We start from the raw sequence: 23152 nt of genomic DNA, 5'->3' as shown, positions 1-23152 counted from the left end.
CGTCATCACGACAACACGTGCGACCCAGTCGGGGTGTCACGGGTTTCGGTGAGCGCGGGCGCCGTCTATAGACTTGGGGTCATGACTGAAACCGCTTCTGCTGCCGTGCCCGACGACTCCCGCTCCGCCTACGGCTACGGCGTCGCGACCATCGCCACCCGCAACGGTGAGGCCACCGTGCTGGACGTCTGGTTCCCGGCGCCGGCGCTCGGGACCGCGACGGAGAGCCTCCGCGACGTGGCGAATGCGGACCAGTCGTTGCTCGACATCGCCGCGGCGGGCGCCGACGCGGACCGCGGCACCGAGCAGAAGGTCGTCTTTGTCCAGGTCCACCTCGACGAGGCCCCGGCCGACACCGCGGACGCGTACCTGCGCCTGCACCTGCTCTCGCACCGCCTTGTGCGGCCCAACAGCATCAACCTGGACGGCATCTTCGGCAAGCTGCCCAACGTTGTGTGGACCAACTTCGGCCCGGCCGCCGTCGAGGACTTCGAACTGACCCGCGTGCGGCTGCGCCGGCGCGGCGCCGTGACCGTCTACGGCGTGGACAAGTTCCCGCGGATGGTCGACTACGTCATCCCCTCCGGCGTCCGGATCGCCGACGCCGACCGGGTCCGCCTCGGCGCGCACCTCGCCGAAGGCACCACCGTGATGCACGAAGGCTTCGTGAACTTCAATGCCGGCACCCTCGGCTCCTCCATGGTCGAGGGCCGCATCTCCGCCGGCGTGGTGGCCGGTGACGGCTCCGACGTCGGCGGCGGTGCCTCCATCATGGGCACCCTCTCCGGCGGCGGCAAGGAGAAGATCTCCCTGGGCGAACGGGTGCTGCTCGGCGCCAACTCCGGAGTGGGCATCAGCATCGGTGACGACTCCGTCGTCGAGGCCGGCCTCTACGTCACGGCCGGCACCCGGGTGCGGGTAGTCGGGCAGAAGGACGCCGACGGCGAGGACACCAGCCAGATCGTCAAGGCCGTTGAACTTTCCGGCGTCCCCAACCTGCTGTTCCGCCGCAACTCCTCCACCGGCGAGGTGGAGGTACTCCCGCGCAAGGGGCAGACCGTCGAACTCAACGAGGCTCTGCACGCAAACTAGGCACCGGCCGATCATTGACCGGCAGAAGACTGGACCGGCCCGGCAGGGCCTGAGGGAGTTGTTACGTGGCACGCAGAGGTGGCTGGCGCCGTCGGATCGTGCTGTTGCTGGCCGTAGCCATGGTGGCGGGCGCGATTTATACGGCAGTGGAATTCCTGCAGCGCTCCGAGACCCTAATCACCGAGCGCTGCACCGCGGTGGGCTCGGGCGGTGACGATCTCGCGACCGACCAGGCCGCCAACGCTGCCCTCATCAGTGCCATCGCGGTCCGGCGGGGACTGCCGGCCCGCGCCGCGAGTATCGCCCTGGCCACGTCCATGCAGGAGTCCAAGCTGCGCAACATCGGCCACGGCGACCAGGCCGGACCTGACTCCCGCGGGCTGTTCCAGCAGCGGCCCTCGCAGGGCTGGGGCACCGAGCAGGAGGTGATGGACCCTTACCACGCCACAAACGCCTTCTACGACGCGCTGGAGACGATCCCGGGCTACGAATCGCTTCCCATCACCGCGGCCGCCCAGCAGGTCCAGCGGTCGGCGTATCCGGGGGCCTACGCCCAGCACGAGGGGATGGCCCGCGCCTTCGCCTCCGCCCTGACCGGCCACACCGCGCAGGGCCTCGACTGCTCGCTGCGCACGCCGGACACGGCCGGGGACCCCGCGCAGCTCCAGCAGCGCCTGGCCGCGGCCTTCGGCGCCATCCCTGCGACGGCGGCCGGAAGGACGGTCATGGTGGAGGCCCAGGACACCCAGGCCTGGGCGGTCGCCCAGTGGGCGGTGGCCAACGCCAAGGCCCTGTCGATCAGCGAGGTCCGGGTGGCCGGGCAGACCTGGACCCGGTCGTCCCACAACGGCTGGCAGGCCGGGGACGCACCGTCGGGCCAGGTGGCCATCACGGTCGCCGGGAAGCCTGCGCCGTAGCGCAGTCCGTCCGGAAATCCGAACCGGTCCGACGCCGCCGGGCTCAGACCAGCAGTTCGATGACGGGCTGGACGTAGCTGCGGAACAGCTCGGGCTCCGAGAGCAGCGCCGAGCTCATGATGATCTTGTCCGGCTCCAGATACCAGGCCCGCGGCTCGGCAAGGGGAAGCTCGATGATGGTCAGCTCAAAGTCCCGAGCGGCCCGGCCGACCTCCAGCAGCCGGTCCTCCACCAGGTCGGAGAGCAACTCGGTGGCTCCGCTGGCATCCCGTTCGGCTTCCAGGGCCAGGTACTCCCCCCGGCGTTCGCGGGCCCAGCTCAGGGCCGCACCGAAGTGCGCCTGCAGGACCCGACGGAGGGCCGGCGAGTTCCCGAACGCGCGGAATCCCGGCGGCCCAAGCTCGGGCTCCATCTCCGGATGGGCTTTCAGGAGCTGGGCCCACCAGGCCTCCCACTCGGTCTTCAGGGCGCTGATGCCGCCGACCTCGTCGATCAGGTGCGAATGGTCGGAGGCACGGATCTTCGGGGCCGCGTGGCAAAGTGCGGGGTGGCCGACAGTCTCCAGGCCGGCCGCGTCTCGGACGTACAGCGCTATGAGCAGCGGTCCTGAGGTGTCCATGGTGATTTGCCAGCCCGGCCCGCCTGTGTGGTGCATCCGATTGCCTCCCTTGGCAAGACGTACTTTTCCAGTCTATTCCTGAAGGTAGTGCACGTTAATGGCCGGCACCGCTGCCGACCAGGCTGGCCAGATGGGCCTCGAGTACATCGTGGCACATTTGTGCCGTCATCCACTCCGGCTGCAGCAAGGCGTGCATGGTGAGCCCGTCCAGGGTGGCGAGCAACCGTTCCGCCTCGGTGACGAGCTGCTGCCGGTCCGGACCGCCGGCGCCGTCGTCATCGCCCTGGGCCGCGGCCAGGTCCATCATCAGCCGGCCGACGACGGCGGCCACCGTGCGGTGGCTGCGGTCCGCTTCCGGGGCAAGGAACGGCCTGGTCCGGGCCGCGTTCTTGAAGGCCATCCAGACGCAGGCGTCGACGGCGCGTTCCTCGTCCAGCGGCAGCAGTTCCCCCAGCAGGGTTAATACGGCGCTGCGGTGCTCGGCGGAGCCGGGGGCGGTTTCCGCCAGCCGGGCCTCCGCGGAGTCGAGCCGGCCGGCGATCCGGTCCACCACGACGCCGAAAGAGTGCGCCAGAAGCTCGTCGCTGCTGGCAAAGTAGTGCCGCACGGAGCCCACCGCCAGTTCGGCTTCGTCGGCGACCTCGCGGAGCGAGGCCCGCTCGAGCCCGTCTGCCGCGACAATCCTGAAAACGGCTTCGACAACTTCCTGGCGCCGCAAAGCAGCGTCGACAAATTTGGGCATTGCTCCTTTTTAGCACGGACGTGCCCGCACGCCGTCCTCCCACGCCGGTCGCACCAGCAACTCCAGCACCAGGGCCGGGTCACCTGCCCCCGGCAGCAACGACGCCGGCCGCGCACCTCATGCTCGAGGTGCGCGGCCGGCGTCGTGGACGGGTTGTGCTTAGACGGAGGGGTAGTTCCGTTCCGGCTCTCCCGTGTAGAGCTGCCGCGGGCGGCCGATCTTGGTGTTCGGGTCGCTGATCATTTCGCGCCACTGCGCGATCCAGCCCGGCAGGCGGCCGATCGCGAACAACACGGTGAACATCTTCTCCGGGAAGCCCATGGCCTTGTAGATCAGGCCGGTGTAGAAGTCCACGTTCGGGTAGAGCTTGCGCTCGATGAAGTAGTCATCCTGCAGCGCCTTCTCTTCCAGGCGGAGGGCGATGTCCAGGAGTTCGTCGTTGCCGCCGAGCTTGCTGAGGATCTCGTGGGCGGTGGCCTTGACGATCTTGGCGCGCGGGTCGTAGTTCTTGTAGACCCGGTGCCCGAAGCCCATCAGGCGGACGCCGTCTTCCTTGTTCTTGACTTTCTCCATGTAGTCCTCGGGCTTGATGCCGTCGGCCTGGATCTGGCGGAGCATCTTGAGCACGGCCTCGTTGGCGCCGCCGTGGGCGGGGCCGAAGAGGGCGTTGATGCCGGCGGAAACGGAGGCGAAGAGGTTGGCGTTGGAGGAGCCAACCAGCCGCACCGTGGAGGTGGAGCAGTTCTGCTCGTGGTCCGCGTGCAGGATCAGCAGCAGGTCCAGGGCCTTGGCCACCACCGGGTCCACCTCGTACTGCTCGGCCGGCAGGCCGAAGCTTAGGCGGAGGAAGTTCTCCACGAGGTTGTGGGAGTTGTCCGGGTACAGCATCGGCTGGCCGACGGACTTCTTCAGCGCGTACGCGGCGATGACCGGCATCTTCGCCAGCAGCCGGTAGGTGGAGACCTCAACCTGCTCGGCGTTGAACGGGTCCAGCGAGTCCTGGTAGAACGTGGACAGCGCGGACACGGCGGAGGACAGCACCGGCATCGGGTGGGCGTCGCGGGGGAAGCCGCTGAAGAAGCCCTTGAGCTCCTCGTGCAGCAGGGTGTGGTGGCGGATCCGCTGGTCAAACGCCTCCAGCTCGGCCGGAGTCGGCAGGTTGCCGTAGATCAGCAGGTAGGAGACTTCCAGGAAGCTGGAGTGCTGGGCGAGCTGCTCGATCGGGTAGCCCCGGTAACGCAGGATGCCGGCGTCGCCGTCGATGTAGGTGATTGCCGAGGTGGTGGCCGCGGTGTTCATGAAACCGGGGTCGAAGGCAACTGCGCCGGTCTGCTTCAGCAGCTTGGAAACGTCGTAGCCTTCGTTCCCTTCAACAACCTTGATGCGGGGGAGCTCGAGCTCGCCGCCCGCATGACGCAGGGTTGCGCTGGTGGTCTCAGTCATGGATTCTCCTCATGAGGCGCCAGGGCCCCTGTTGAAAGCTTGATCCAACATCTGGTGAAGCGGCCCACGGAGCCCGTGTCTGGACACGGGTTCCAACGGCTGCGCTGCCTTCTTGTGGAAAGCCACCATTGATAGTCAGTTAAAAACTACCGCCAGTTCCCGGGTGGCACTAATCCGGGACTTCTCCAAAGCGTCCAAATCGCGCTTCTTGTGTCCGGCATCACAGCATTGTTACGGTCCCGTAGCCAGCCGCTCGACGGCGGCGTCGATCCGTTCGTCCGTAGCGGTCAGTGCCACCCGGATGAAGCCGTGGCCGGCGTCCCCGTAGAAGACGCCGGGACCCGAGACGATGCCGCGGTCGGCGAGCCTGCCGACGGTATCCCAGCTGGCCTCGCCCGCGGAGGCCCAGAGATAGAGTCCGGCACGGGATTCGTGGATCGTCAGCCCGAAACGCTCCAGCGCCGGGACAATGCGTTCGCGGCGTCCGCGGTAGAGGTCCTTTTGCGCGGCCACGTGCCCGTCGTCGCCGAGGGCCACGCGCATGGCTTCCTGGACCGGGTAGGGCACGATCATGCCCGCGTGCTTGCGGCTGTTGACCAGGTTGGCCATGATCGCGCCGTCGCCGGCCACGAACGCGGCGCGGTAGCCGGCGAGGTTGGACTGCTTGCTCAACGAGTAGACCGCCAGCAGACCCTCGTGCGACCCTTCGGCCACCCGAGGGTCCAGGATGCTGGGGACGGGGGAGCCGCCACGCTGGACGTCCCACTCGCCCCAGCCGAGTTCGGCGTAGCACTCGTCGGAGGCGACGACGGCGCCGAGTTCCCGGGCCTGGCCGACGATCCGCCTGAGCGAATCGGCGTCGCGGACGCTGCCGGTGGGATTGGCGGGTGAGTTAACCCAGACGAGCCGGACACGGGACCTGGTGTCGGCGTCGAGCTCGTCGGTGTCGTCAGCGGCCACGTGCTCGGCGCCGGCGAAGGTGGCGCCGATGTCGTAGGTGGGGTAGGCGACGGTGGGCCGCACCACGACGTCGCCCGGCTTGAGGCCGAGCAGGAACGGCAACCAGGCCACGAGTTCCTTGGACCCGACGGTGGGCATGACGTTCTGCGGATCCAGCCCGGGGACGCCGCGGCGGCGGTCAAACCAGGCAGCGATCGCTTCCCGGAGTGCCGGCGTGCCGTGCACCGTGGGGTACCCGGGGGCGTTGGCGGCCGCCCGGAGCGCCTCCTGGACGAGGGCAGGCGTGGCGTCGACCGGGGTGCCAATCGAGAGGTTGACCGCTCCCCCGGGATGCGCGGCGGCGCGCGCAAGGTAGGGTGCCATCGCCTCCCAGGGGTAGTCGGGCAGGCTGAGGCCGAAACTGCGCACCGCAGAAGTCACCGGAATGCCGTCCTAGTTGTCTTGGTTCTGCGGCGGCAGCGCGGCGATCATGGGGTGGTCCGTGTGGGTGTTGCCGATCTTTGCAGCGCCGCCGGGCGAGCCGAGGACGTCGAAGAACTCGACGTTGGCTTTGTAGTAGTCGGCCCACTCCTCGGGGGTGTCATCCTCGTAGTAGATGGCCTCGACGGGGCACACCGGCTCGCAGGCACCGCAGTCCACGCACTCATCCGGGTGGATGTACAGGGAACGCTCACCCTCGTAGATGCAATCGACGGGGCATTCTTCGATACATGCCTTGTCTTTGACATCTACACACGGCTGCGCGATTACGTACGTCACGTCCCTGGCCTCTCCACGTTGGTTCCGGCATCCCGCCGGATTTTGCTCCCGGCCTGAGCGCCGGGCTGCTGACTTCTGAGCCTATTATCTCCCAGCCCGGTCCCGCGAACCTAGCCGGGCGTCACAGAGCCCGCGCACCCTACGATGGACGGGTGAGTTCACCGATCCCCCAGCCGCAGCAGTTCCTCTCCGACGCCCCGCTGGGGACCCGCGTGGTGGTGCGCTACAGGGTTGAGGGCGGCCTGACGGATGCCCTGGGCGAGCTGGTGGCCCGCACCGCCAGGGAGTGCACCGTACGGACCCGGCGGTCCGACGTCGTCGTTGCCCTCGGGCTGGTGGTGGCCGCCAAGGCAGTCCCGCCGGCCCCGCCGCGCCGCCCCCGTGGACATTTCCTCCCCTAGGCCGCCCGCGACGGACATGCCCATCCCCAAGTCGCGCCGACGCGCATGCCCATCGGCTGCGCCCTCCGCCAAGGGACATGTCCGTTCCGAGGTTCGAAGGATGGACATAGTGCCGTTATGTCCATCCGCCGCTCTGCAGGGAGAGCATGCCCATTCCCGCTGGGACGCCCCGACGGACATGCCCATTGCTCGCGGCACAGACAGCTCCAATCCCGCAACGGCAGGATTCACGCGGCGGCGGAGATCCGGTTGAGCGCCTCCCGGACCATGGCGATGAATTCCTCCGGCCGGTATTTGAGCAGCGGATAGGTGACGACCAGGGTGGGAACCCCCAGTCTGGTGGTGACATTCCACCGGCGTCGATCTTCTTCGAAACTCAACCGGTCCATGTGAAAGCCGGCGCCGTCGGTCTCGATTCCGAGCCGCCCGTCGACCTTGAGATCCAGATGTCCCATCCCCGTGACGTTGACCTGGGATTCAACGTGGAAGCCTGCGCGCCGAAGGTGGAACCGCGCGAGGCACTCGATGACCGATTGCGACTGCGGAACGATGGATGCGACGATCCTGCGCTCCCGGGCGTCACTCCGGCCGGCCAGGCGCAGGCGAAGCGACGCCAAGGGAAGTCCCTTCAGTACGACGGCGGATTCGGCAATCACAAGACCGTTAAGCTCCGGCAGGCAGCGCAGGCTCTGCACCACCGTGTCCAGCAGGGTCGGTGGATGAGTCGACCGGTGGCAAACGAAACCCGGATAGGTCCGGCTATGGGTGAGTCCGACGTGTGGTTGCTGAGGCGCTTCGAGGACCCACAGGCCGCCGAAATGCGCTGCACTGACACACGCGGGCTCGGCGGGGAGGTAACGGATAGCGATAAGTAGAGGGTCTGCTCCCGGCGTCGCGTACACGCCGCGGGACACCCGGGCGACGGCGCCCGATGCCAGGGCCGTCCGGAGTTGAAAGCCCGATATCCCGGCAGCTGCCAGATGCTTGGCTCGCGCAACGCCGTCGTAGCTTGACATGACTTCATTGATTTTGACCATGCGCACCATGGTTTCGAGGCCGGGCCGAGCGCAACAGCCCTGGCTCCCGCTATGTGCACAAGCGGGTGGCCGCCGAAGCGGCGGCCGGGAATGGACATGTCCCTTCCCGGCCGACGGACATGTCCAGTGCACGGCCCGAGCAGTGGACATTGTGCCCATATGTCCACTCTGGGGAACGAAGGATGGGCATGTCCCGCCAGGGCGGTCGCGAACGGCGGGCATGCTCATCAGCGTGAATGAAAGCTGGGCATGTCCAATCAGTGCGGGGACGGAGGACGGGCATGCCCAGGGGGTTGGTCGAAGGACGGGCATGTCCGTCCGGATGAACCAAGGATGGGCATGTCCCTCCCGGGGGCAGTGCGCTACCGGCTCCGCCGTGCGTAGCGCCGGCTCCAGGCCAGCGTCATGAGCGTGACCCCGACGATGCCGTACACCCAAACATTCCCGGCGAGGTCCCCGATGATCAGGCGCTTGCCTGGACCCAGGGTGGACCACCAGCCCGCCAGCGCGTAGCACAGGGCACCGCAGGCTGCCGTTGGGAGTGGAGACCGGAAGGCGGCGCCGAGCCAGAGCTCGACGGCGCCCAGCAGCACCAACGCGGCGACGGCGCCCCACGGAAGATCGACGCCGTCAACCACCAGGTGCTGCCCATGCAGCATGGTGCCTGCGAGGGCAGCAAAAAGAGCTGCCGGCACGGCGGCGGCAATGCCGCCTGCCATACCGGCAGCTCTTCTGTTCACAAAGGCCTCAGCGCGAAAACGCGGAGACTAGACCTTGGCGCGGGCGCGGTTGGCCTTGGCCCGCTCGTTGGTGTCCAGGATGACCTTCCGGATGCGGATGGCATCCGGAGTGACCTCGACGCACTCGTCTTCCCGGGCGAATTCGAGGGACTCTTCGAGGGTCAGGTCGCGCGGCGGCGTCAGGTTCTCGAAGGTGTCCGAGGAAGCGGCACGCATGTTGGTGAGCTTCTTTTCCTTCGTGATGTTGACGTCCATGTCGTCGGCGCGGGAGTTCTCGCCAACGATCATGCCCTCGTAGACCTCGGAGGTGGGCTTGACGAAGAAGGAGCCGCGTTCCTGCAGGTTGATCATGGCGAACGGCGTCACAACACCGGCGCGGTCGGCGATCATCGAGCCGTTGGTGCGGTATTCGATCGGGCCGGCCCACGGCTCGTAGCCTTCGGAGATGGAGGCGGCGATGCCGGCGCCACGGGTGTCCGTGAGGAACTTGGTGCGGAAACCGATCAGGCCACGGGCCGGAACGATGAACTCCATGCGGCACCAGCCGGTGCCGTGGTTGGCCATGTTGGTCATGCGGCCCTTGCGGGCTGCCATGAGCTGGGTGACGGCGCCGAGGTACTCTTCCGGCACGTCGATGGTCATGTGCTCCATCGGCTCGTGGACCTTGCCGTCGATGGTCTTGGTGACAACCTGCGGCTTGCCGACAGTCAGTTCAAAGCCTTCGCGGCGCATCTGCTCGACCAGGATGGCCAGCGCGAGCTCGCCACGGCCCTGGACTTCCCAGGCATCCGGACGCTCGGTGGGGAGCACCTTGATGGAGACGTTACCGATCAGTTCCTTGTCCAGGCGGTCCTTGACCTGGCGGGCGGTGACCTTGGCGCCCTTGACCTTGCCGGCCAGCGGCGAGGTGTTGATACCGATGGTCATGGAGATCGCGGGATCGTCCACGGTGATCAGCGGCAGCGGCTGCGGGTTCTCGGCGTCGGTCAGGGTCTCACCAATGGTGATTTCCTCGATGCCGGCGACGGCGACAATCTCGCCCGGGCCTGCGGACTCGGCCGGGACGCGGTCCAGGGCCTTGGTGGCGAGCAGCTCGGTGATCTTGACGTTCTTCAGTTCACCGTTGGCGCGCGCCCAGGCAACGGTCTGGCCCTTGCGGAGGGTGCCGTTGTAGATGCGCAGCAGGGCGAGGCGGCCGAGGAACGGGGAGGCGTCCAGGTTGGTGACGTGCGCCTGCAGGACACCGTTCGGGTTGTAGGTCGGTGCCGGGATGTGCTCGATGATGGCCTTGAAGAGCGGTTCGAGGTCCTCGTTCTCCGGGGCGGTGCCGTCGGCCGGCTGCTCGAGGGACGCGCGGCCAACCTTGGCGGCGGCGTAGACGACGGGCACGTTGAGGATCTTGTCCAGGTCCAGGTCCGGAACTTCGTCCGCGAGATCGGAGGCCAGGCCGAGGAGCAGGTCCATCGACTCGTGCACGACTTCTTCGATCCGGGCGTCGGGGCGGTCGGTCTTGTTGACCAGGAGGATCACCGGCAGGTGCGCGGCCAGGGCCTTGCGCAGCACAAAGCGGGTCTGCGGCAGCGGGCCCTCGGAAGCGTCGACGAGGAGGACGACGCCGTCGACCATGGACAGGCCGCGCTCGACCTCGCCGCCGAAGTCGGCGTGGCCGGGGGTGTCGATCACGTTGATCGTGATGGTCTCGCCCTTGGAGGACGGACCGTTGTAGGCCACGGTGGTGTTCTTGGCCAGGATGGTGATGCCCTTTTCGCGTTCCAGGTCACCGGAGTCCATGACGCGGTCTTCGAGGTGGTTGTGCTCGGCAAAGGAGTTGGTCTGCTTGAGCATGGCGTCGACCAGGGTGGTCTTGCCGTGGTCAACGTGGGCCACGATCGCGACGTTGCGCAGGTCACTGCGCGATGCAGTGGCTACCGCAGTGTTGGTGGTGGTTTCAGACATGCGTTATTGCTCGATTCAGTGGTGAAGTCAGCTGTTGTATCGCGACATTTCCAACCGGAACGCACGACGGATGAGTCCCTTTGGCACAGGGCACCTTCATCCATTCTAGACGCTAGGGCATTTATTGGCCTAAAAACGCGACGGCCGGCGGAGCGCACCCGGGTGCCAACTGGCGAGAAACACGCCCGCCACGTGAGCAATGTCACTTGGTTTTCGGCCGGGCGTGCCCCATGATGGCTGTGATAACAGCACGCCAGCCCGGAGACATCAATGCGCAACGCCTCGGCCCGGTACCGCTTCGTCGCACCGATGATCGCCGCAGGCGTACTGTTGGGCGGCTGCGGCCAAAGCCCGATCCAGTCCACCGCCGCTCCAGCGCCCAGCGTTAATGCCGGGCAAGACGCCCGCGGCAAGACCATCCGCGTCCCCGCCGGCGCCCCGGGCGAGCCCGTCGCCGCGGGTCTGGGCGCGAAGTCCCAGTTCGTCACGGGCCCGGACCCCGAAACCCTGCCGGAGGGATCGCTTTACCGCAATCCCGCCAATGGACGTGACGAGGCGATCGTTGCGGACATCCGGCACACCGCCGTGCTGATCGGTGACTCGCAGTCCGAACCCCCCACCGCGTGGACCCGCCAGGGCCTGGGCAAGGCCGGCTACGGCGTGTTCTTCTGCGGCCTCAGCGGCACCGGATTCGTCGCGGCGAACGGCAAGACCGGCAATTACATCGACGCTCTGCAGCGCGGCGACTGGAAACTTCCCTACGGGTCCCCGCCGCTGGTGGTCATCCAGGGCGGCGGCAACGACGCCACCCGTGGGGCCACCGACGCCCAGATCGTCGCCAACGCGGAGCGGCTGATCGCGACCCTCCGGCAGCGTTACCCCCGCAGCAAGCTCCTGATGATCGGAACCCTGGCCCGCGGCGCGAATTACGGCGGCGGCCGCCGCACCCAGGTCGATGCCCTGCTCGGGACGATCGCGGCCAAGCAGGAGATCCCCTTCGTGAGCGTGGGTGACTGGCTGAGCAGGTACAACCTCACCCGGTTGCTGGCGGACGGCACGCACATGACTGCCGAAGGCAACGACGCCCTCGGCGTGCTGCTGGGCCAGCGCCTGGAGGAGATGGGCGTCCGGGCGGACGACACCGCCGCGGTCCGCTGACCCTGAGGCGCCGCTCGCCACCAGACCCACAACGCCACCAGACCCACAACGCCACCAGGCTCACAACGCCACCAGGCTCACAACGACAGAAGGAGCCGGTGTCCACCCCGCGGGGTGGACACCGGCTCCTTCGTTAGCCGGTCTGCTGCGTCAGCGGGTGTGCCGGTCAGGCAACTTCCGGAGGAAGCATGAGCCGGGCGCCCGGGATGGCGTTGAGCAGGGCCTTGGTGTAGTCCTGCTGCGGCGAATCGAAGACCTCATCCGTGGAGCCGGTCTCGACGAGCTTGCCCTTCTCCATCACGCACACGTGGTCCGCGATCTGCCGCACCACCGCGAGGTCATGGGTGATGAACAGGTACGTCAGGCCCAGCCGGGACTGCAGGTCGGCGAGCAGGTTCAGCACCTGGGCCTGCACCAGAACGTCCAGCGCCGAGACGGCCTCGTCGCAGATGATGACCTCCGGGTCGAGGGCCAGGGCCCGCGCAATCGCGACACGCTGGCGCTGGCCGCCGGAGAGCTCGTTAGGGTACCGCTGCATGGTGGACTGCGGCAGCGCCACCTGGTCCAACAGTTCGCGGACCTTCTTCTCGCGGCTGGCCTTGTTCCCGATCTTGTGGGTCCGCAGCGGCTCCTCGATGGTCCGGAAGATGTTGTACATCGGGTCGAGGGAACCGTACGGGTCCTGGAAGATCGGCTGCACCCGGCGGCGGAAGGCGAAGATCTCCTTGCTGTTCAGCGTGGAGGTGTCGACGCCGTCGAACACGATCTTGCCCGCGGTGGGCTGAAGCAGGTTCAGGACCATCTGGGCCACGGTGGACTTGCCGGAGCCCGACTCCCCCACGATCGCCGTCGTGGTGCCGCGCTTGACGCTGAAGGAGACGTCGTCCACCGCGGTGAAGTCGGTGGAGCGGCCAAGGCCGGAGCGCAGCTTGAAGACCTTCTTCAGGTTCTCAATCCGAAGCACGTCCTCAGGCTTGGACGGTTCGACGACGACGTCCTCGGCGGGCGCCAGCAGGTCTTCCGACTCGACGCCGAGTTCCTTGGCCACCTGGATGCGCCGTGATGCCAGCGACGGCGCCGAGGCGACCAGCCGCTGGGTGTACGGATGCTGCGGGTTCTGCAACAGTTCCAGGGACGGCCCGGATTCGACGACCTGGCCGCGGTACATGACCACAACCTTGTCCGCGCGCTCGGCGGCCAGGCCGAGGTCGTGGGTGATCAGGAGGACAGCCGTGCCGAGTTCGGTGGTCATCTTGTCCAGGTGGTCCAGGATCTGGCGCTGCACGGTGACGTCCAGGGCCGACGTCGGCTCATCGGCGATGAGCAGGCGCGGCTGGCAGGACAGGCCGATCGCGATCAGGGCACGCTGGCGCATGCCGCCGGAGAACTCGTGCGGGTACTGCTTGGCCCGCCGCCTTGCGTCGGGAAGGCCCGCCTCGGACAGCACCTTCGCGACGTCGTCCGGACCGTCCGGAAGGCCGTTGGCCTTCAGCGTCTCGCGGACCTGGTAGCCGATCTTCCAGACCGGGTTCAGGTTGGACATCGGGTCCTGCGGGACCATGCCGATGCTGTTGCCGCGAAGTTCGATCATGCGCTTTTCGCTGGCGTGCGAAATGTCCTCGCCGTCGAACAGGATCTGCCCGCCGGAGACCGCGCCGTTGCCCGGCAGCAGGCCGATGGCGGCCAGCGCCGTCGTCGACTTTCCGGAGCCGGACTCCCCCACGATCGCCACGGTCTCGCCGGGCATCACGGTCAGGTGGGCGTTGCGGACGGCGTTGACCACACCGCCGCTGGTCTTGAAGCTGATCGCCAGGTCCCGGATCTCGAGCAGCGGACGCTGCGCGGCCGTACCTTCTTCGCGGATTTCAACAGGGGCGTTCATGGCTTCCCCTTTCATCGCTTGCGCGCTTTGGGATCGAGAGCATCACGCAGGGCATCGCCCAGCATGATGAAGCTCAGAACGGTGATGGAGAGGGCGATGGCCGGGTAGAGCAGCGGCATCGGGTTGGAGCGCAGGGAAGCCTGCGCGGCCTGGATGTCGTTGCCCCAGGACATCACGCTGGGCGGGAGCCCGATTCCGAGGAACGACAGCGTGGATTCCGCGACGATGAAGGTACCGAGCGAGATCGTGGCCACCACGATAATCGGGGCGAGCGAATTCGGCATGACGTGCCGCATGAGGGCCCCGAACTTGGAGACGCCGAGGGACCGTGCGGCGGTGACGAAGTCCGCGTTGCGGACCTCGATCACGGCGCCGCGGGTGATCCGGGCGATCTGCGGCCAGCCGAAGGTCATCAGGATCAGGACCAGGGTCCATGCGGTCCGGTTGGCCCGGAACATCGGCAGCTGCATCACGACGATGGCGCCGAGGATCAGGGGCAGGGCAAAGAAGATGTCGTTGATGCGTGCAAGCACCGCATCAACCCAGCCGCCGTAGTAACCGGCCAGGGCGCCCATGATGCCGCCGATCACCAGCACCCCGATGGTGGTGAACAGGCCGACGGTGACCGAGGAGCGGGTGCCGAAGACGACACGGGCGTATACGTCGCAGCCCTGCTGGGTGAAGCCCAGCGGGTGCCCCGCCGAGGGGCCCCCGTCCGAGTTGGCCAGCTGGCACGCCTCGGAAGACGGGTCAATCGACGAGAAGAGCCCCGGGAAGAGCGATACGGCCACGACCACGAGGATCAGGAACGCGGAGACCAGGAACAGCGGCTGCTTGCGCAGGTTCCGCCAGGCCTCGGCCCACAGGCTCAGCGGAGCCTGGTCCTCCTTGACCTTGTCCGTCGCCTGCAGGGGCGTCTCGGCAAAGTCGGCAACGTAGTGCTCGATGTGGCGCTCGGCGGGCGCCGAAGCATCCGGCCTTGCGATGTTGGAATCAGGAGTCATAGCGGATCCTCGGGTCAAGCCAGGCGTACAGCAGGTCAACGAGCAGGTTGGAGAGGCAGTAGATCAGCACCAGCACGGTGACGATCGAGACCACCGTTGGGCCTTCGCCGGAGAGCACGGCCCGGTAGAGCCGGTTGCCGACGCCGGGCACGTTGAAGATGCCTTCAGTGACGATCGCGCCGCCCATCAGGCTGCCCAGATCCGCGCCAAGAAAGGTGATGACGGGGATCAGGGAGTTGCGCAAGATGTGCACCCGGACCACGCGGAAGCGGGACAGGCCCTTCGCGGTGGCGGTGCGCACGTAGTCCGCGCTCATGTTTTCGATGACGGAGGTGCGGGTCAGGCGCAGCACGTAGGCGAAGGAGGCGAGGCCCAGCACGATGGCCGGCAGGATCAGGTCCTGCACCGTGGCCGCTGAACTGACGGTCGGTTTCGCCCAGCCCAGCTGCACACCGATGGTGAACTGCAACAGGAAGCCCAGGACGAAGATCGGGATGCCGATGACGACCAGGGACGCCACCAGGACGGTTGCGTCGAAGAACTTGCCCTTACGGAGACCGGCGATCAGGCCGAAGATGATGCCGAAGACGGCTTCGAAGATCAGGGCCATCACGGCAAGCCGGGCGGTCACCGGGAAGACCTCGCCCAGCACCGCGGCGATCGGCCGGCCGGAGAAGTCCTGGCCGAGGTCGAAGGTGAAGATGCTCTTGAGGTAGAGCAGGTATTGGATAAAGAACGGCTGGTCCAGGTGGTACTGGGCCCGCAGTTTCGCGGCGACGGCCTCGTTGACGGGCTTGTCTCCGAACAGGGCGACGATGGGGTCACCGGGGAGGCTGAAGACCAGGAAGTAGACCAGCAGTGTTGCGCCCAGGAAGACGGGAATCAGTTGGAGAAAGCGCTTGAGGATGTATGTCGCCATCAGCGAAGCACACCCTTGTCAGCAGGCATCCCGGCCAGGGATGCGGCGGAGTTGTTCATCAAAGAACCTTTTCACTATTGGTGCAGTCCGACGCCGGGAATGTCACGGTCGCCGGGCGGCGAAAGTACGCCCGAGGCTTTGGCCGTCAGGGAGAAATTGGTGTGGAAGCAAAACAACGGCGGAGGCCCCGATCCAGGCAGCCCCCGCCGTCGTTCAGTTGTTACTTGCCGGTGATGTTGTAGTACAGCGGGACGCCGTCCCAGCCGTAGTCAACGTTGGTGACCTTGTCGCTCCAACCACCCTGGGCAACCTGGTACCACAGCGGGATGGCCGGAAGGTCGGTCAGGAGGATCTCCTGGGCCTTGTTCATGGCCTTGTTGCCCTCGGCGACGGAGGAGGCGTTCAGGCCGTCAGTGATGGCCTTGTCGAACGCCGGGTTGGCGTACTTCGCGTCGTTGGAGCCTGCACCGGTCTTGTAGATCGGTCCGAGGAAGTTGTACAGCGACGGGTAGTCGGCCTGCCAGCCGGCGCGGATCGCACCGGTCAGCGTCTTCGCGGTAGCGTCGTTGCGGGCTTCCTTGAAGGTGGCGTACGGCTTGCCCTCGACCTTGATGCCGAGGGTGTTCTTGAGCTGGTTCACAACAGCTTCGACCCATGCCTTGTGGCCGCCCTTGTCGGCGTTGTAGGCGATGGTGAAGGTCTTCTCGGCATCCCACTTCTGGATGCCGTCAGCCTTGGCCCAGGCAGCCTTGGCCTTCTCGGCGTCGAACTTCAGGTTCTCGGAACCCGGGATCGAGTCGCTGTAGCCGTCCAGGACGGGGGCGGTGAAGTCCTTGGCGGGCTGGCGTGCCCCGCTGTAGATGACCTTGGTGATCTCGTCGCGGTTGATGGCCATGGAGATGGCCTGGCGGCGCAGCTTGCCGGCCTCACCGCTCCACTCCGGCAGGTATTCCGGGATGGCGATGGTCTGGTTGCCGGCGTACGGCTTGTTGATGGTGCGGTCACCCAGGTCGGACTTGAAGTTCTTCAGGGCGCTCGTGGGGATGGTCTGCAGGATGTCCAGGTTGTTGGACAGCAGGTCCTGGTACGCGGCGTCGTCGTTCTGGAAGATCTTGAACGTCACGCCGGCGTTCTTGGCCTTGCGCGGGCCGTTGTAGTCCGGGTTCGGAACGAGCTGGATCTGCACGTTGTGCTGCCAGCCGCCGTCCGCCATCTTGTACGGGCCGTTGCCGACCGGCTTCTCGCCGAAGCCCTTCGGGTCCTTCAGCGCGCCGGACGGGACCGGCACGAAGGCGGTGTAACCGAGGCGCAGCGGCCAGTCGGATTCCGGCTGCGAGAGTTCAACGGTGAACGTCTGGTCGTCGACGACCTTCAGGCCGGACATGGTCTCGACCGTGGAGCCCTTGGCGCTGGCCTCGTCGTAGCCCTTGATGCTCTCGAAGAAGCTGCCGCTGAGCTGCGCGTTCTTGGCAGCCGCACCGAAGTTCCAGGAATCGACGAATGTCTTGGCCGTGATGGCCTCGCCGTTGGTGAACTTCTGGTCCTTCTTGATCTTGATGGTGAAGTGCTGGCCGTCCTTGCCTTCGATGGACTCGGCCAGTTCGTTCACGAGCTTGCCGTTCGGGTCATAGCTGACCAGGCCGGCGAACATCATCTGGATGACCTTGCCGCCGCCAACTTCGTTGGTGTCGGCCGGCATCAACGGGCGCTGGGGCTCCGAGCCGTCGGCAATGATGACCTTGCTGGCGTCGCCACCGGTGCTGCCGCCGGCGGTGTTGGACCCGCCGCCGCCGCAACCGGTCAGGGCCATGGCGGCGATCGCCATCATGCCCAGTGCTTTGGAAGTGCGCGAAAAACGCATTCCGCCTCCTAAGAGTTGTGGGAGTTCGTTCGGGAGAGACTTGTGCTTCCCGGCAGGCCCGGGCACAGGGGTATCCCCTGTGACGTGGCCTACATATGGAAGTAGCCTAACCGCAAAATGTCCGGATGTTGGAACTCCGTTGCCAAACCGTGATCCGACAAGTTCATGACGGTTAGCGTCAAACGCCCTGCGTTTCAAGTCACACAATACTCGCTGGTAGTATTCGCCCCCGCCGCCTCCCGGTTATGCGCCACTAACCGAAAATCACCCCTGACCGCGGCCTAGCTGGCGCCGGTGAGCAGCTGTGCCCGCAGTTCCCTCCGCTCGCGCTGCTTGTCCGGATCGGGCAACGGGACGGCAGCCAGGAGCCGCTGGGTGTAGGGCTCCTGCGGGTTCCGCAGGATCTGGTCCCGGCTGCCCTGTTCGACGATCCGGCCACGCTGCATCACGCAGATCCGGTCGGCCAGGACGTCCACTACGGCCAGGTCATGGGTGACAAACAGGCAGGCGAAGCCAAGTTCCTTCTGCAGGTTCTGGAAGAGTTCCAGCACTTTGGCCTGGACGGAGACGTCAAGCGCCGAGGTGGGTTCGTCCGCCACCATCAGCTTCGGCTTCAGCGACAGGGCCCGGGCGATGCCCACGCGCTGCTTCTGACCGCCGGAGAGCTCGTGCGGGTAGCGGTTGCGGTAGTCGCGGGGCAGCTCCACCTGGTCCAGCAGGGCTTCGATCCGGTGCTGGAGCTCGGCGCCCTTGGCCACACCGGCGAGGAACATGGGCTCTCCGATGCTCTCGCCGATCGGCAGGCGCGGGTTCAGCGAGGAGGAGGGGTCCTGGAAGACCATGCCGACGTGCCGGCGCATGTCGTGCAGCTGCCGGCCGTTCTTCTTGGCCGCCGAGATGTCCTGCCCCACCACCTTCATGGTGCCGGCTGCCACGGGCAGCAGGCCGACGGCGGCGCGACCGATCGTGGTCTTGCCCGAGCCCGACTCCCCCACGAGGCCAACAACCTGTCCGGGGTAGATCGCGAGGTTGGCACCCTCGACGGCGCGGAAGGCCGGCACGCGCCCCTGCTTGGGGTATTCGATGGCGACGTCGGTGAGTTCCAGGACCGGATCGCCCTGCGGCTTCACCGGCTCCGCGGCGGCCAGCGCGGCTGCGTTTTCACGTTCGCGGCGCAGCAGCTCCGAGCGCGGGATGGCCTGGATGTCGGCCTGCGTGGCGGCAGCGAGGGCGGCCGTGACGTCGACGTCGCCGTCGTTCTCCGCGCCGCCCTGGCCAAGGTGCGGGACGGCGGCCAGCAGCGCCTTGGTGTACTCGTGCTGCGGGTTATGGAAGATCTCCCCCGCGGTGCCCGTCTCCACGATCAGCCCGCGGCGCATCACGGCGATCCGGTCGGCGAGGTCAGCCACGACGCCCATGTCGTGGGTGATGAGGACGATAGCGCTGTCGAGCTTGTTGCGCAGGTTGCGCATAAGGTCCAGGATTTCCGCCTGGACGGTGACGTCAAGGGCCGTGGTGGGCTCGTCCGCGATCAGCAGCTTGGGGTCGCAGGAGAGCGACTGGGCGATCATGGCGCGCTGCCGCTGGCCGCCGGAGAGCTGGTGCGGGTAGGACTTGAAGGCTTTCTCCGGGTCCGGCAATTCCACGAGTTCGAGCATCCGCAGCGCGCGCTCACGGGCCTGGTCGGGGGACACCTCGTTGTGCAGCCGGATGGTTTCGACGATCTGCGCGCCCACGGTGTAGACCGGGTTCAGCGCTGTCATGGGCTCCTGGAAGATGACCGCGACATCCTTGCCGCGGACGGAGCGGATGTTTGCTTCGTTCGCGCCCAGCAGTTCCTTGCCGGCGAGCTTGACGCTGCCGCTGACCCGGCTGTTGCTCGGCAGCAGGCCCAGCAGTGCCATCGAGCTGGCGCTCTTGCCGGAGCCGGACTCCCCCACGATGGCCAGGACCTCACCGGCGCGTACCTCGTAGTTCAGTCCGATCGCCGCGGGGACCCACTTTTTGTCCACGCCGAAGTCGACGCTGAGGTCACGGACCTCCAGGACGGTGCCACCTTTGCCGGGCACGGGGGCCGGGGCCGGATCCAGGGTGATGAAGTCAGTCATGATGGGTTGTTCCTTCCACCCGGGCCGCCGTCGCACCGGCAATTAGTGCTGTGACCCGGAATACTGAATTATGGGGGGCATGAGCACTGTGCCCGATGCCGGAAACGTTGAAATCTTCAAGGGCCGGACGAACAAATGGTTCGCCTGGCTGTCCTGGGCCGTGGCGGCCGTCGGCCTGGCAGTCAGGGTCGCCTCGGCCGGAGTCGAGGGGCTGGCAAGTACCGCGCCGCTGCTGCTGCTCGCGTTCCTGGGCTGGCAGTTCTTCTGGATGCCGGCTGTCGTGGTGCACGACGGTGGCGTGACCCTGGAGAACCCGTTCCGGTCCGTCCTGGTGCCCTGGGCCGCCCTCGTGCATGTGGACACCCGATACGCGCTGACGCTCGTCACTGCGAAGGCCAGCTACGCGGCGTGGGCCGCACCCGCGCCCGGCATCTGGGGCGGACGCAACGCCCGCCCCGAAGACATGCACGGGCTTCCCGACACCAGCTACGGCCCCGGGAAATCGGTCCGGCCCGGTGACCTGAAGACCACCGATTCCGGCCAGGCCGCCCGCCTGGTGCGCACACGGTGGCAACACCTGGTGGAAAGCGGGGCCCTCGCCGCAGGCGAGGCCGGCACCACGGCCGCCGTCGTGACGCCCCGCTGGACCGCCATCGGCGCGGCCGCTCTCCTGCTTGCCGCCAGCTACTGGACGGTTGCCGCCCAGTAGCTGGCTCCCTCCGGGGGCAACGCTGCAGCGCACCTAGCTGTCCTTGGGTCCGTCGAACGCGGTGACGGCGGTCTTCTCGGGGGGTGTCCCCGCGGCCGGCGCCGCTACCTCGCGGGCCTTTTTGGCGTTGAACTTCTTCTGCCGGGGATCGAAGGCATCGCGCAGCCCGTCGCCGATGAAGTTGATGCTCAGGCAGATCAGGACGATGAACAGACCCGGGAACCAGAACAGCCAAGGCCGGGTGGAGAACGCCTGCTGGTTCTGCGAGATGAGCAGTCCCAGGGAGGTGTCCGGCGCCTTGACGCCGACGCCCAGGTAGCTCAGCGCCGTTTCGGTGAGGATCGCCGCGGACATCGTCAGCGTGACGTTGACAATCAGCACGCCGACGGCGTTGGGCAGGATGTGCTTGAAAATGATGCGGGCGTTGCTCGCGCCGGAAATCCGGGCGGCGTCGACAAATTCACGTTCCCGCAGCGAGAGGAACTCGCCGCGCATCAGGCGGGCCAGGCTCACCCAGCTGATCAGGCCCAGGAAGATGCCCAGGGCCAGGACGCCATTGGTGCTGGCAAACGATGCGAACCAGCTTCCGGAGTCACGACGGCCGGCCATCTGCGCCATCACGGCGGCGAGCAGCAGGGCCGGAATGATGATGATGACGTCGGTCAGGCGCATCAGGATGGCTTCCGCCCAGCCGCGGAAATAGCCGGAGATTGCGCCCACCACGACGCCGATCAGGCCCGCGATCAGGCCGATCACCACCATCACGGTGATCGACTGCTGCGCACCGCGCATGGTCATCGCGAAGAGGTCCCGGCCGATCCGGTCCTGGCCGAAGGGGTGTTCGCCCCACGCCAGCGGCCACAGCGAGGAGGTTGGAACGCCGTCGTTGACCAGCGGCGAAACCTGCTCGTGGTTGTATTTCCACCAGCCGGGGATGCCCAGGTAGCCCACCGAGGTGAAGGCCATCAGGAAGATCAGGGCAAAGACCACCAGGCCGATGATCGCGCCGGTGTGTCCGAGGAAACGCTTGCGGACAATCTGGCCCTGGCTCAGGCCCTTCGCTTCGAGGATGGGCTCTATGCCGGCCGCGGGGGCTGGCTGCAGTGCGGCCTCCTCGGCCATGATTTCGTCCTGCTGACTTGGCTGGCTCATGCTTTTACCCTTACGCGCGGATCAAGTGCGGAGTACGCGAGGTCCGCAATGAGATTGAAACCCATGGCCGTGATGGCCACACAGAGGAAGACGCCCATGACCGGGTTCGGGTCGATGTGGGAGATGCCGTCCAGGAAGAGGAAGCCCATGCCGCGGACCGAGAAGACCGACTCGGTAATGACGGCGCCGCCGATCAGGCCGCCGATGTCGAACGCCACGATGGTGGCGATCGGGATCAGCGCGTTGCGGAAGGCGTGGCGCATCACGACGGTGCGTTCCGAGACGCCCTTGGCCCGCGCCGTCCGGATGTAGTCCATGTTCATGATTTCCAGCATCGAGGCCCGGGTGAACCGTGTGTAGCTCGCCAGGGAAATCAGGATCAGGGCCAGCGTCGGCAGGATCAGGTGGGTGAAGGAATCCAGGCCCAGGACCCAGAAGTCGCCCTCGATATTGGGGGTGTTGGCGCCGATGGTCGCTACCGGTCGGCCCCGGACGCGGCTGTTGTTGAAGTAGCTCGGCCAGGCCTGCATAAAGCGGTCAAGCAAGATCAGGGCCCCGACCAGGAACGAGGTGATGCCGGCGGCACGCATGGACTGGCCGCGGTCGTAACCACCCATGAAGTAGCCGATCCCCACGCCTACCAGGACGGCGGCAATGGCCAGCAGCACGATCATCAGGAAGGTGGCCTGGTCCAGCAGCGGCTGCACGACGAAGTACAGGACCACCCCGACGGCGACGGCGATCAGCGCCGACTGCAGCGCCTTGCGGTTCTTGAGCCCGGCCGAAAGCAGGGTGACCGCGAAGGCGATGCCGACGCCGGCAATGGCGATGACCACCGGGCCCAGTCCCGGGGTCTTGAACCATTCGGTGGCTGAGAAGTAGATGAGGACGGCGCTGACGAAGGCGAAGACGATGCCGCCGGTGATCAGGCGCCGCCTCGGTGCCCCGCCGGCGGCGACGGCGATCAGGATTCCCAGCCCGAGGCCGATACCCAGGGCCGCCGGCAGCGGTACCTCCGGGTTCCGCAGGAAGTCGTTGAAGCCGATCGCGCCGAATTCCTTGAGCAGGACGGCGACCCAGAAGATCGGCAGGGAGAAGAACAGGAAGGCCATGAACGTCACGCCGTAGTCCAGCGCGCTGTACTGGCGCAGTGCCGTGATGATGCCCAGCGTGATGCCGATCAGGATCGCCAGCACCGTGGCGCCGGTAACGAGCGTCAGGGTCTGGATCAGCGCGTGGCCCAGAGCGTCGGTGACAGGCTGGCCGGCGATGTTCTTGCCGAGGTCACAGGAGTTGGCGAACGGAATGAGGCACTGGGCGGCGCCGCCGAGCCACTTGAAGTAGCGGATGGGGGCCGGGACATCCAGTTGCAGGAGCTGGACGCGAGCGTCCATGAGCGACTGCTTTTGCGGGGAGTTGTTGGCGCGGAATTCCTCGAGGGGGTCTCCGGACGCCGCTGTCAGGAGATACACCAGGAAGGAAGCGCCGAGAAGAATGAGGGCGGCTGTCATGAGCCGCCGGACTATGTAAGTCACCATTGGAATACAACCTCGGTATTCGGGCCCAGGGATTGCCAGGACCGGTCGCAGAGTTCGGCCGGGTGCCGCGGGGATTCGGTGGCAGCCGGGCCATCGTCGGGGTGTCGCTAGAAAGGCGTCGGGACCGTAAAGCCGTGGTCCCGACGCCTTTAGCT

Annotated in this window: 20 protein-coding genes; 5 read left to right on the top strand and 15 right to left on the bottom strand. The window is 66.7% G+C overall.

Features of this window, described 5'->3' with window-relative positions:
- The first annotated feature begins 81 nt into the window (after positions 1–81).
- A complete protein-coding gene (gene dapD / locus ACZ5Z0_RS14175) occupies positions 82–1092 on the top strand; it encodes a 2,3,4,5-tetrahydropyridine-2,6-dicarboxylate N-succinyltransferase (RefSeq protein WP_464108976.1) in 1011 nt (336 codons plus the stop codon).
- A 65-nt stretch (positions 1093–1157) separates the two neighbouring features.
- Positions 1158–2009: a hypothetical protein gene (locus ACZ5Z0_RS14170; RefSeq protein ID WP_464108975.1), complete on the top strand. Its 852-nt coding sequence runs from the start codon at positions 1158–1160 to the stop codon at positions 2007–2009.
- 43 nt (positions 2010–2052) lie between these two features.
- On the opposite strand, the gene ACZ5Z0_RS14165 is transcribed toward ACZ5Z0_RS14170, so the two are convergent.
- The 5 genes from ACZ5Z0_RS14165 to fdxA all read right to left on the bottom strand — a co-directional run bounded on the left by ACZ5Z0_RS14165 (position 2053) and on the right by fdxA (position 6532).
- Positions 2053–2664: a hypothetical protein gene (locus tag ACZ5Z0_RS14165; protein ID WP_464108974.1), complete on the bottom strand. Its 612-nt coding sequence runs from the start codon at positions 2662–2664 to the stop codon at positions 2053–2055.
- 58 nt (positions 2665–2722) lie between these two features.
- On the bottom strand, positions 2723–3370 hold the full coding sequence (locus ACZ5Z0_RS14160) for a TetR/AcrR family transcriptional regulator (RefSeq protein WP_464108973.1): 648 nt from the start codon (positions 3368–3370) through the stop codon (positions 2723–2725).
- Between the two features lie 159 nt (positions 3371–3529).
- Positions 3530–4813 carry a citrate synthase gene (locus ACZ5Z0_RS14155; protein ID WP_138768723.1) on the bottom strand — a complete coding sequence of 428 codons (1284 nt, stop codon included), beginning with the start codon at positions 4811–4813 and terminating at the stop codon, positions 3530–3532.
- A 231-nt stretch (positions 4814–5044) separates the two neighbouring features.
- Positions 5045–6193 (bottom strand): succinyldiaminopimelate transaminase, encoded by a 1149-nt coding sequence (dapC, locus tag ACZ5Z0_RS14150; protein WP_464108972.1) that lies wholly within the window; start codon positions 6191–6193, stop codon positions 5045–5047.
- A 12-nt stretch (positions 6194–6205) separates the two neighbouring features.
- Positions 6206–6532, bottom strand: coding sequence for a ferredoxin (gene fdxA, locus ACZ5Z0_RS14145; protein WP_056737938.1), 327 nt, complete (start codon positions 6530–6532; stop codon positions 6206–6208).
- 152 nt (positions 6533–6684) lie between these two features.
- Here fdxA and ACZ5Z0_RS14140 point away from each other — a divergent pair, with 152 nt between their 5' ends.
- Positions 6685–6933 carry a putative acetyltransferase gene (locus ACZ5Z0_RS14140; RefSeq protein WP_464108971.1) on the top strand — a complete coding sequence of 83 codons (249 nt, stop codon included), beginning with the start codon at positions 6685–6687 and terminating at the stop codon, positions 6931–6933.
- Between the two features lie 227 nt (positions 6934–7160).
- Here the strand turns inward: ACZ5Z0_RS14140 and ACZ5Z0_RS14135 are convergent, their stop codons facing one another.
- The 3 genes from ACZ5Z0_RS14135 to typA form a co-directional block, all read right to left on the bottom strand.
- Positions 7161–7970, bottom strand: a complete 810-nt coding sequence (locus ACZ5Z0_RS14135; protein ID WP_464108970.1) for a type IV toxin-antitoxin system AbiEi family antitoxin domain-containing protein — start codon at positions 7968–7970, stop codon at positions 7161–7163.
- A gap of 362 nt (positions 7971–8332) precedes the next feature.
- Complete coding sequence (locus ACZ5Z0_RS14130) at positions 8333–8689, bottom strand: hypothetical protein (protein ID WP_464108969.1); 357 nt, start codon at positions 8687–8689, stop codon at positions 8333–8335.
- A 48-nt stretch (positions 8690–8737) separates the two neighbouring features.
- Positions 8738–10666 carry a translational GTPase TypA gene (gene typA / locus ACZ5Z0_RS14125; protein ID WP_464108968.1) on the bottom strand — a complete coding sequence of 643 codons (1929 nt, stop codon included), beginning with the start codon at positions 10664–10666 and terminating at the stop codon, positions 8738–8740.
- A gap of 270 nt (positions 10667–10936) precedes the next feature.
- Here typA and ACZ5Z0_RS14120 point away from each other — a divergent pair, with 270 nt between their 5' ends.
- Positions 10937–11824, top strand: a complete 888-nt coding sequence (locus ACZ5Z0_RS14120; RefSeq protein WP_464108967.1) for an SGNH/GDSL hydrolase family protein — start codon at positions 10937–10939, stop codon at positions 11822–11824.
- A gap of 166 nt (positions 11825–11990) precedes the next feature.
- Here ACZ5Z0_RS14120 and ACZ5Z0_RS14115 read toward each other — a convergent pair whose 3' ends face one another.
- From ACZ5Z0_RS14115 to ACZ5Z0_RS14095, 5 genes are all read right to left on the bottom strand, one after another.
- Positions 11991–13706 carry an ABC transporter ATP-binding protein gene (locus tag ACZ5Z0_RS14115; protein WP_464108966.1) on the bottom strand — a complete coding sequence of 572 codons (1716 nt, stop codon included), beginning with the start codon at positions 13704–13706 and terminating at the stop codon, positions 11991–11993.
- 11 nt (positions 13707–13717) lie between these two features.
- Positions 13718–14710, bottom strand: coding sequence for an ABC transporter permease (locus ACZ5Z0_RS14110; RefSeq protein ID WP_464108965.1), 993 nt, complete (start codon positions 14708–14710; stop codon positions 13718–13720).
- A complete protein-coding gene (locus tag ACZ5Z0_RS14105) occupies positions 14700–15629 on the bottom strand; it encodes an ABC transporter permease (protein WP_138768714.1) in 930 nt (309 codons plus the stop codon). Before ACZ5Z0_RS14105 ends, ACZ5Z0_RS14110 begins: the two co-directional genes overlap by 11 nt.
- A 220-nt stretch (positions 15630–15849) precedes the next feature.
- On the bottom strand, positions 15850–17490 hold the full coding sequence (locus tag ACZ5Z0_RS14100; RefSeq protein ID WP_464108964.1) for a peptide ABC transporter substrate-binding protein: 1641 nt from the start codon (positions 17488–17490) through the stop codon (positions 15850–15852).
- Positions 17491–17771: 281 nt separating this feature from the next.
- Positions 17772–19598, bottom strand: a complete 1827-nt coding sequence (locus ACZ5Z0_RS14095; RefSeq protein ID WP_464108963.1) for an ABC transporter ATP-binding protein — start codon at positions 19596–19598, stop codon at positions 17772–17774.
- 79 nt (positions 19599–19677) lie between these two features.
- On the opposite strand from ACZ5Z0_RS14095, the gene ACZ5Z0_RS14090 reads away from it, so the two are divergent.
- Positions 19678–20307 carry a PH domain-containing protein gene (locus ACZ5Z0_RS14090; RefSeq protein ID WP_464108962.1) on the top strand — a complete coding sequence of 210 codons (630 nt, stop codon included), beginning with the start codon at positions 19678–19680 and terminating at the stop codon, positions 20305–20307.
- A gap of 33 nt (positions 20308–20340) precedes the next feature.
- Here ACZ5Z0_RS14090 and ACZ5Z0_RS14085 read toward each other — a convergent pair whose 3' ends face one another.
- Complete coding sequence (locus ACZ5Z0_RS14085; protein WP_395858388.1) at positions 20341–21459, bottom strand: ABC transporter permease; 1119 nt, start codon at positions 21457–21459, stop codon at positions 20341–20343.
- On the bottom strand, positions 21456–22997 hold the full coding sequence (locus ACZ5Z0_RS14080) for an ABC transporter permease (RefSeq protein ID WP_464108961.1): 1542 nt from the start codon (positions 22995–22997) through the stop codon (positions 21456–21458). The genes ACZ5Z0_RS14085 and ACZ5Z0_RS14080 overlap by 4 nt, the downstream gene beginning before the upstream one ends.
- Positions 22998–23152: the final 155 nt, after the last annotated feature.

This window comes from Arthrobacter sp. T2-23 (assembly GCF_055398325.1).
This window is presented reverse-complemented; position numbering and strand designations above follow the sequence as displayed.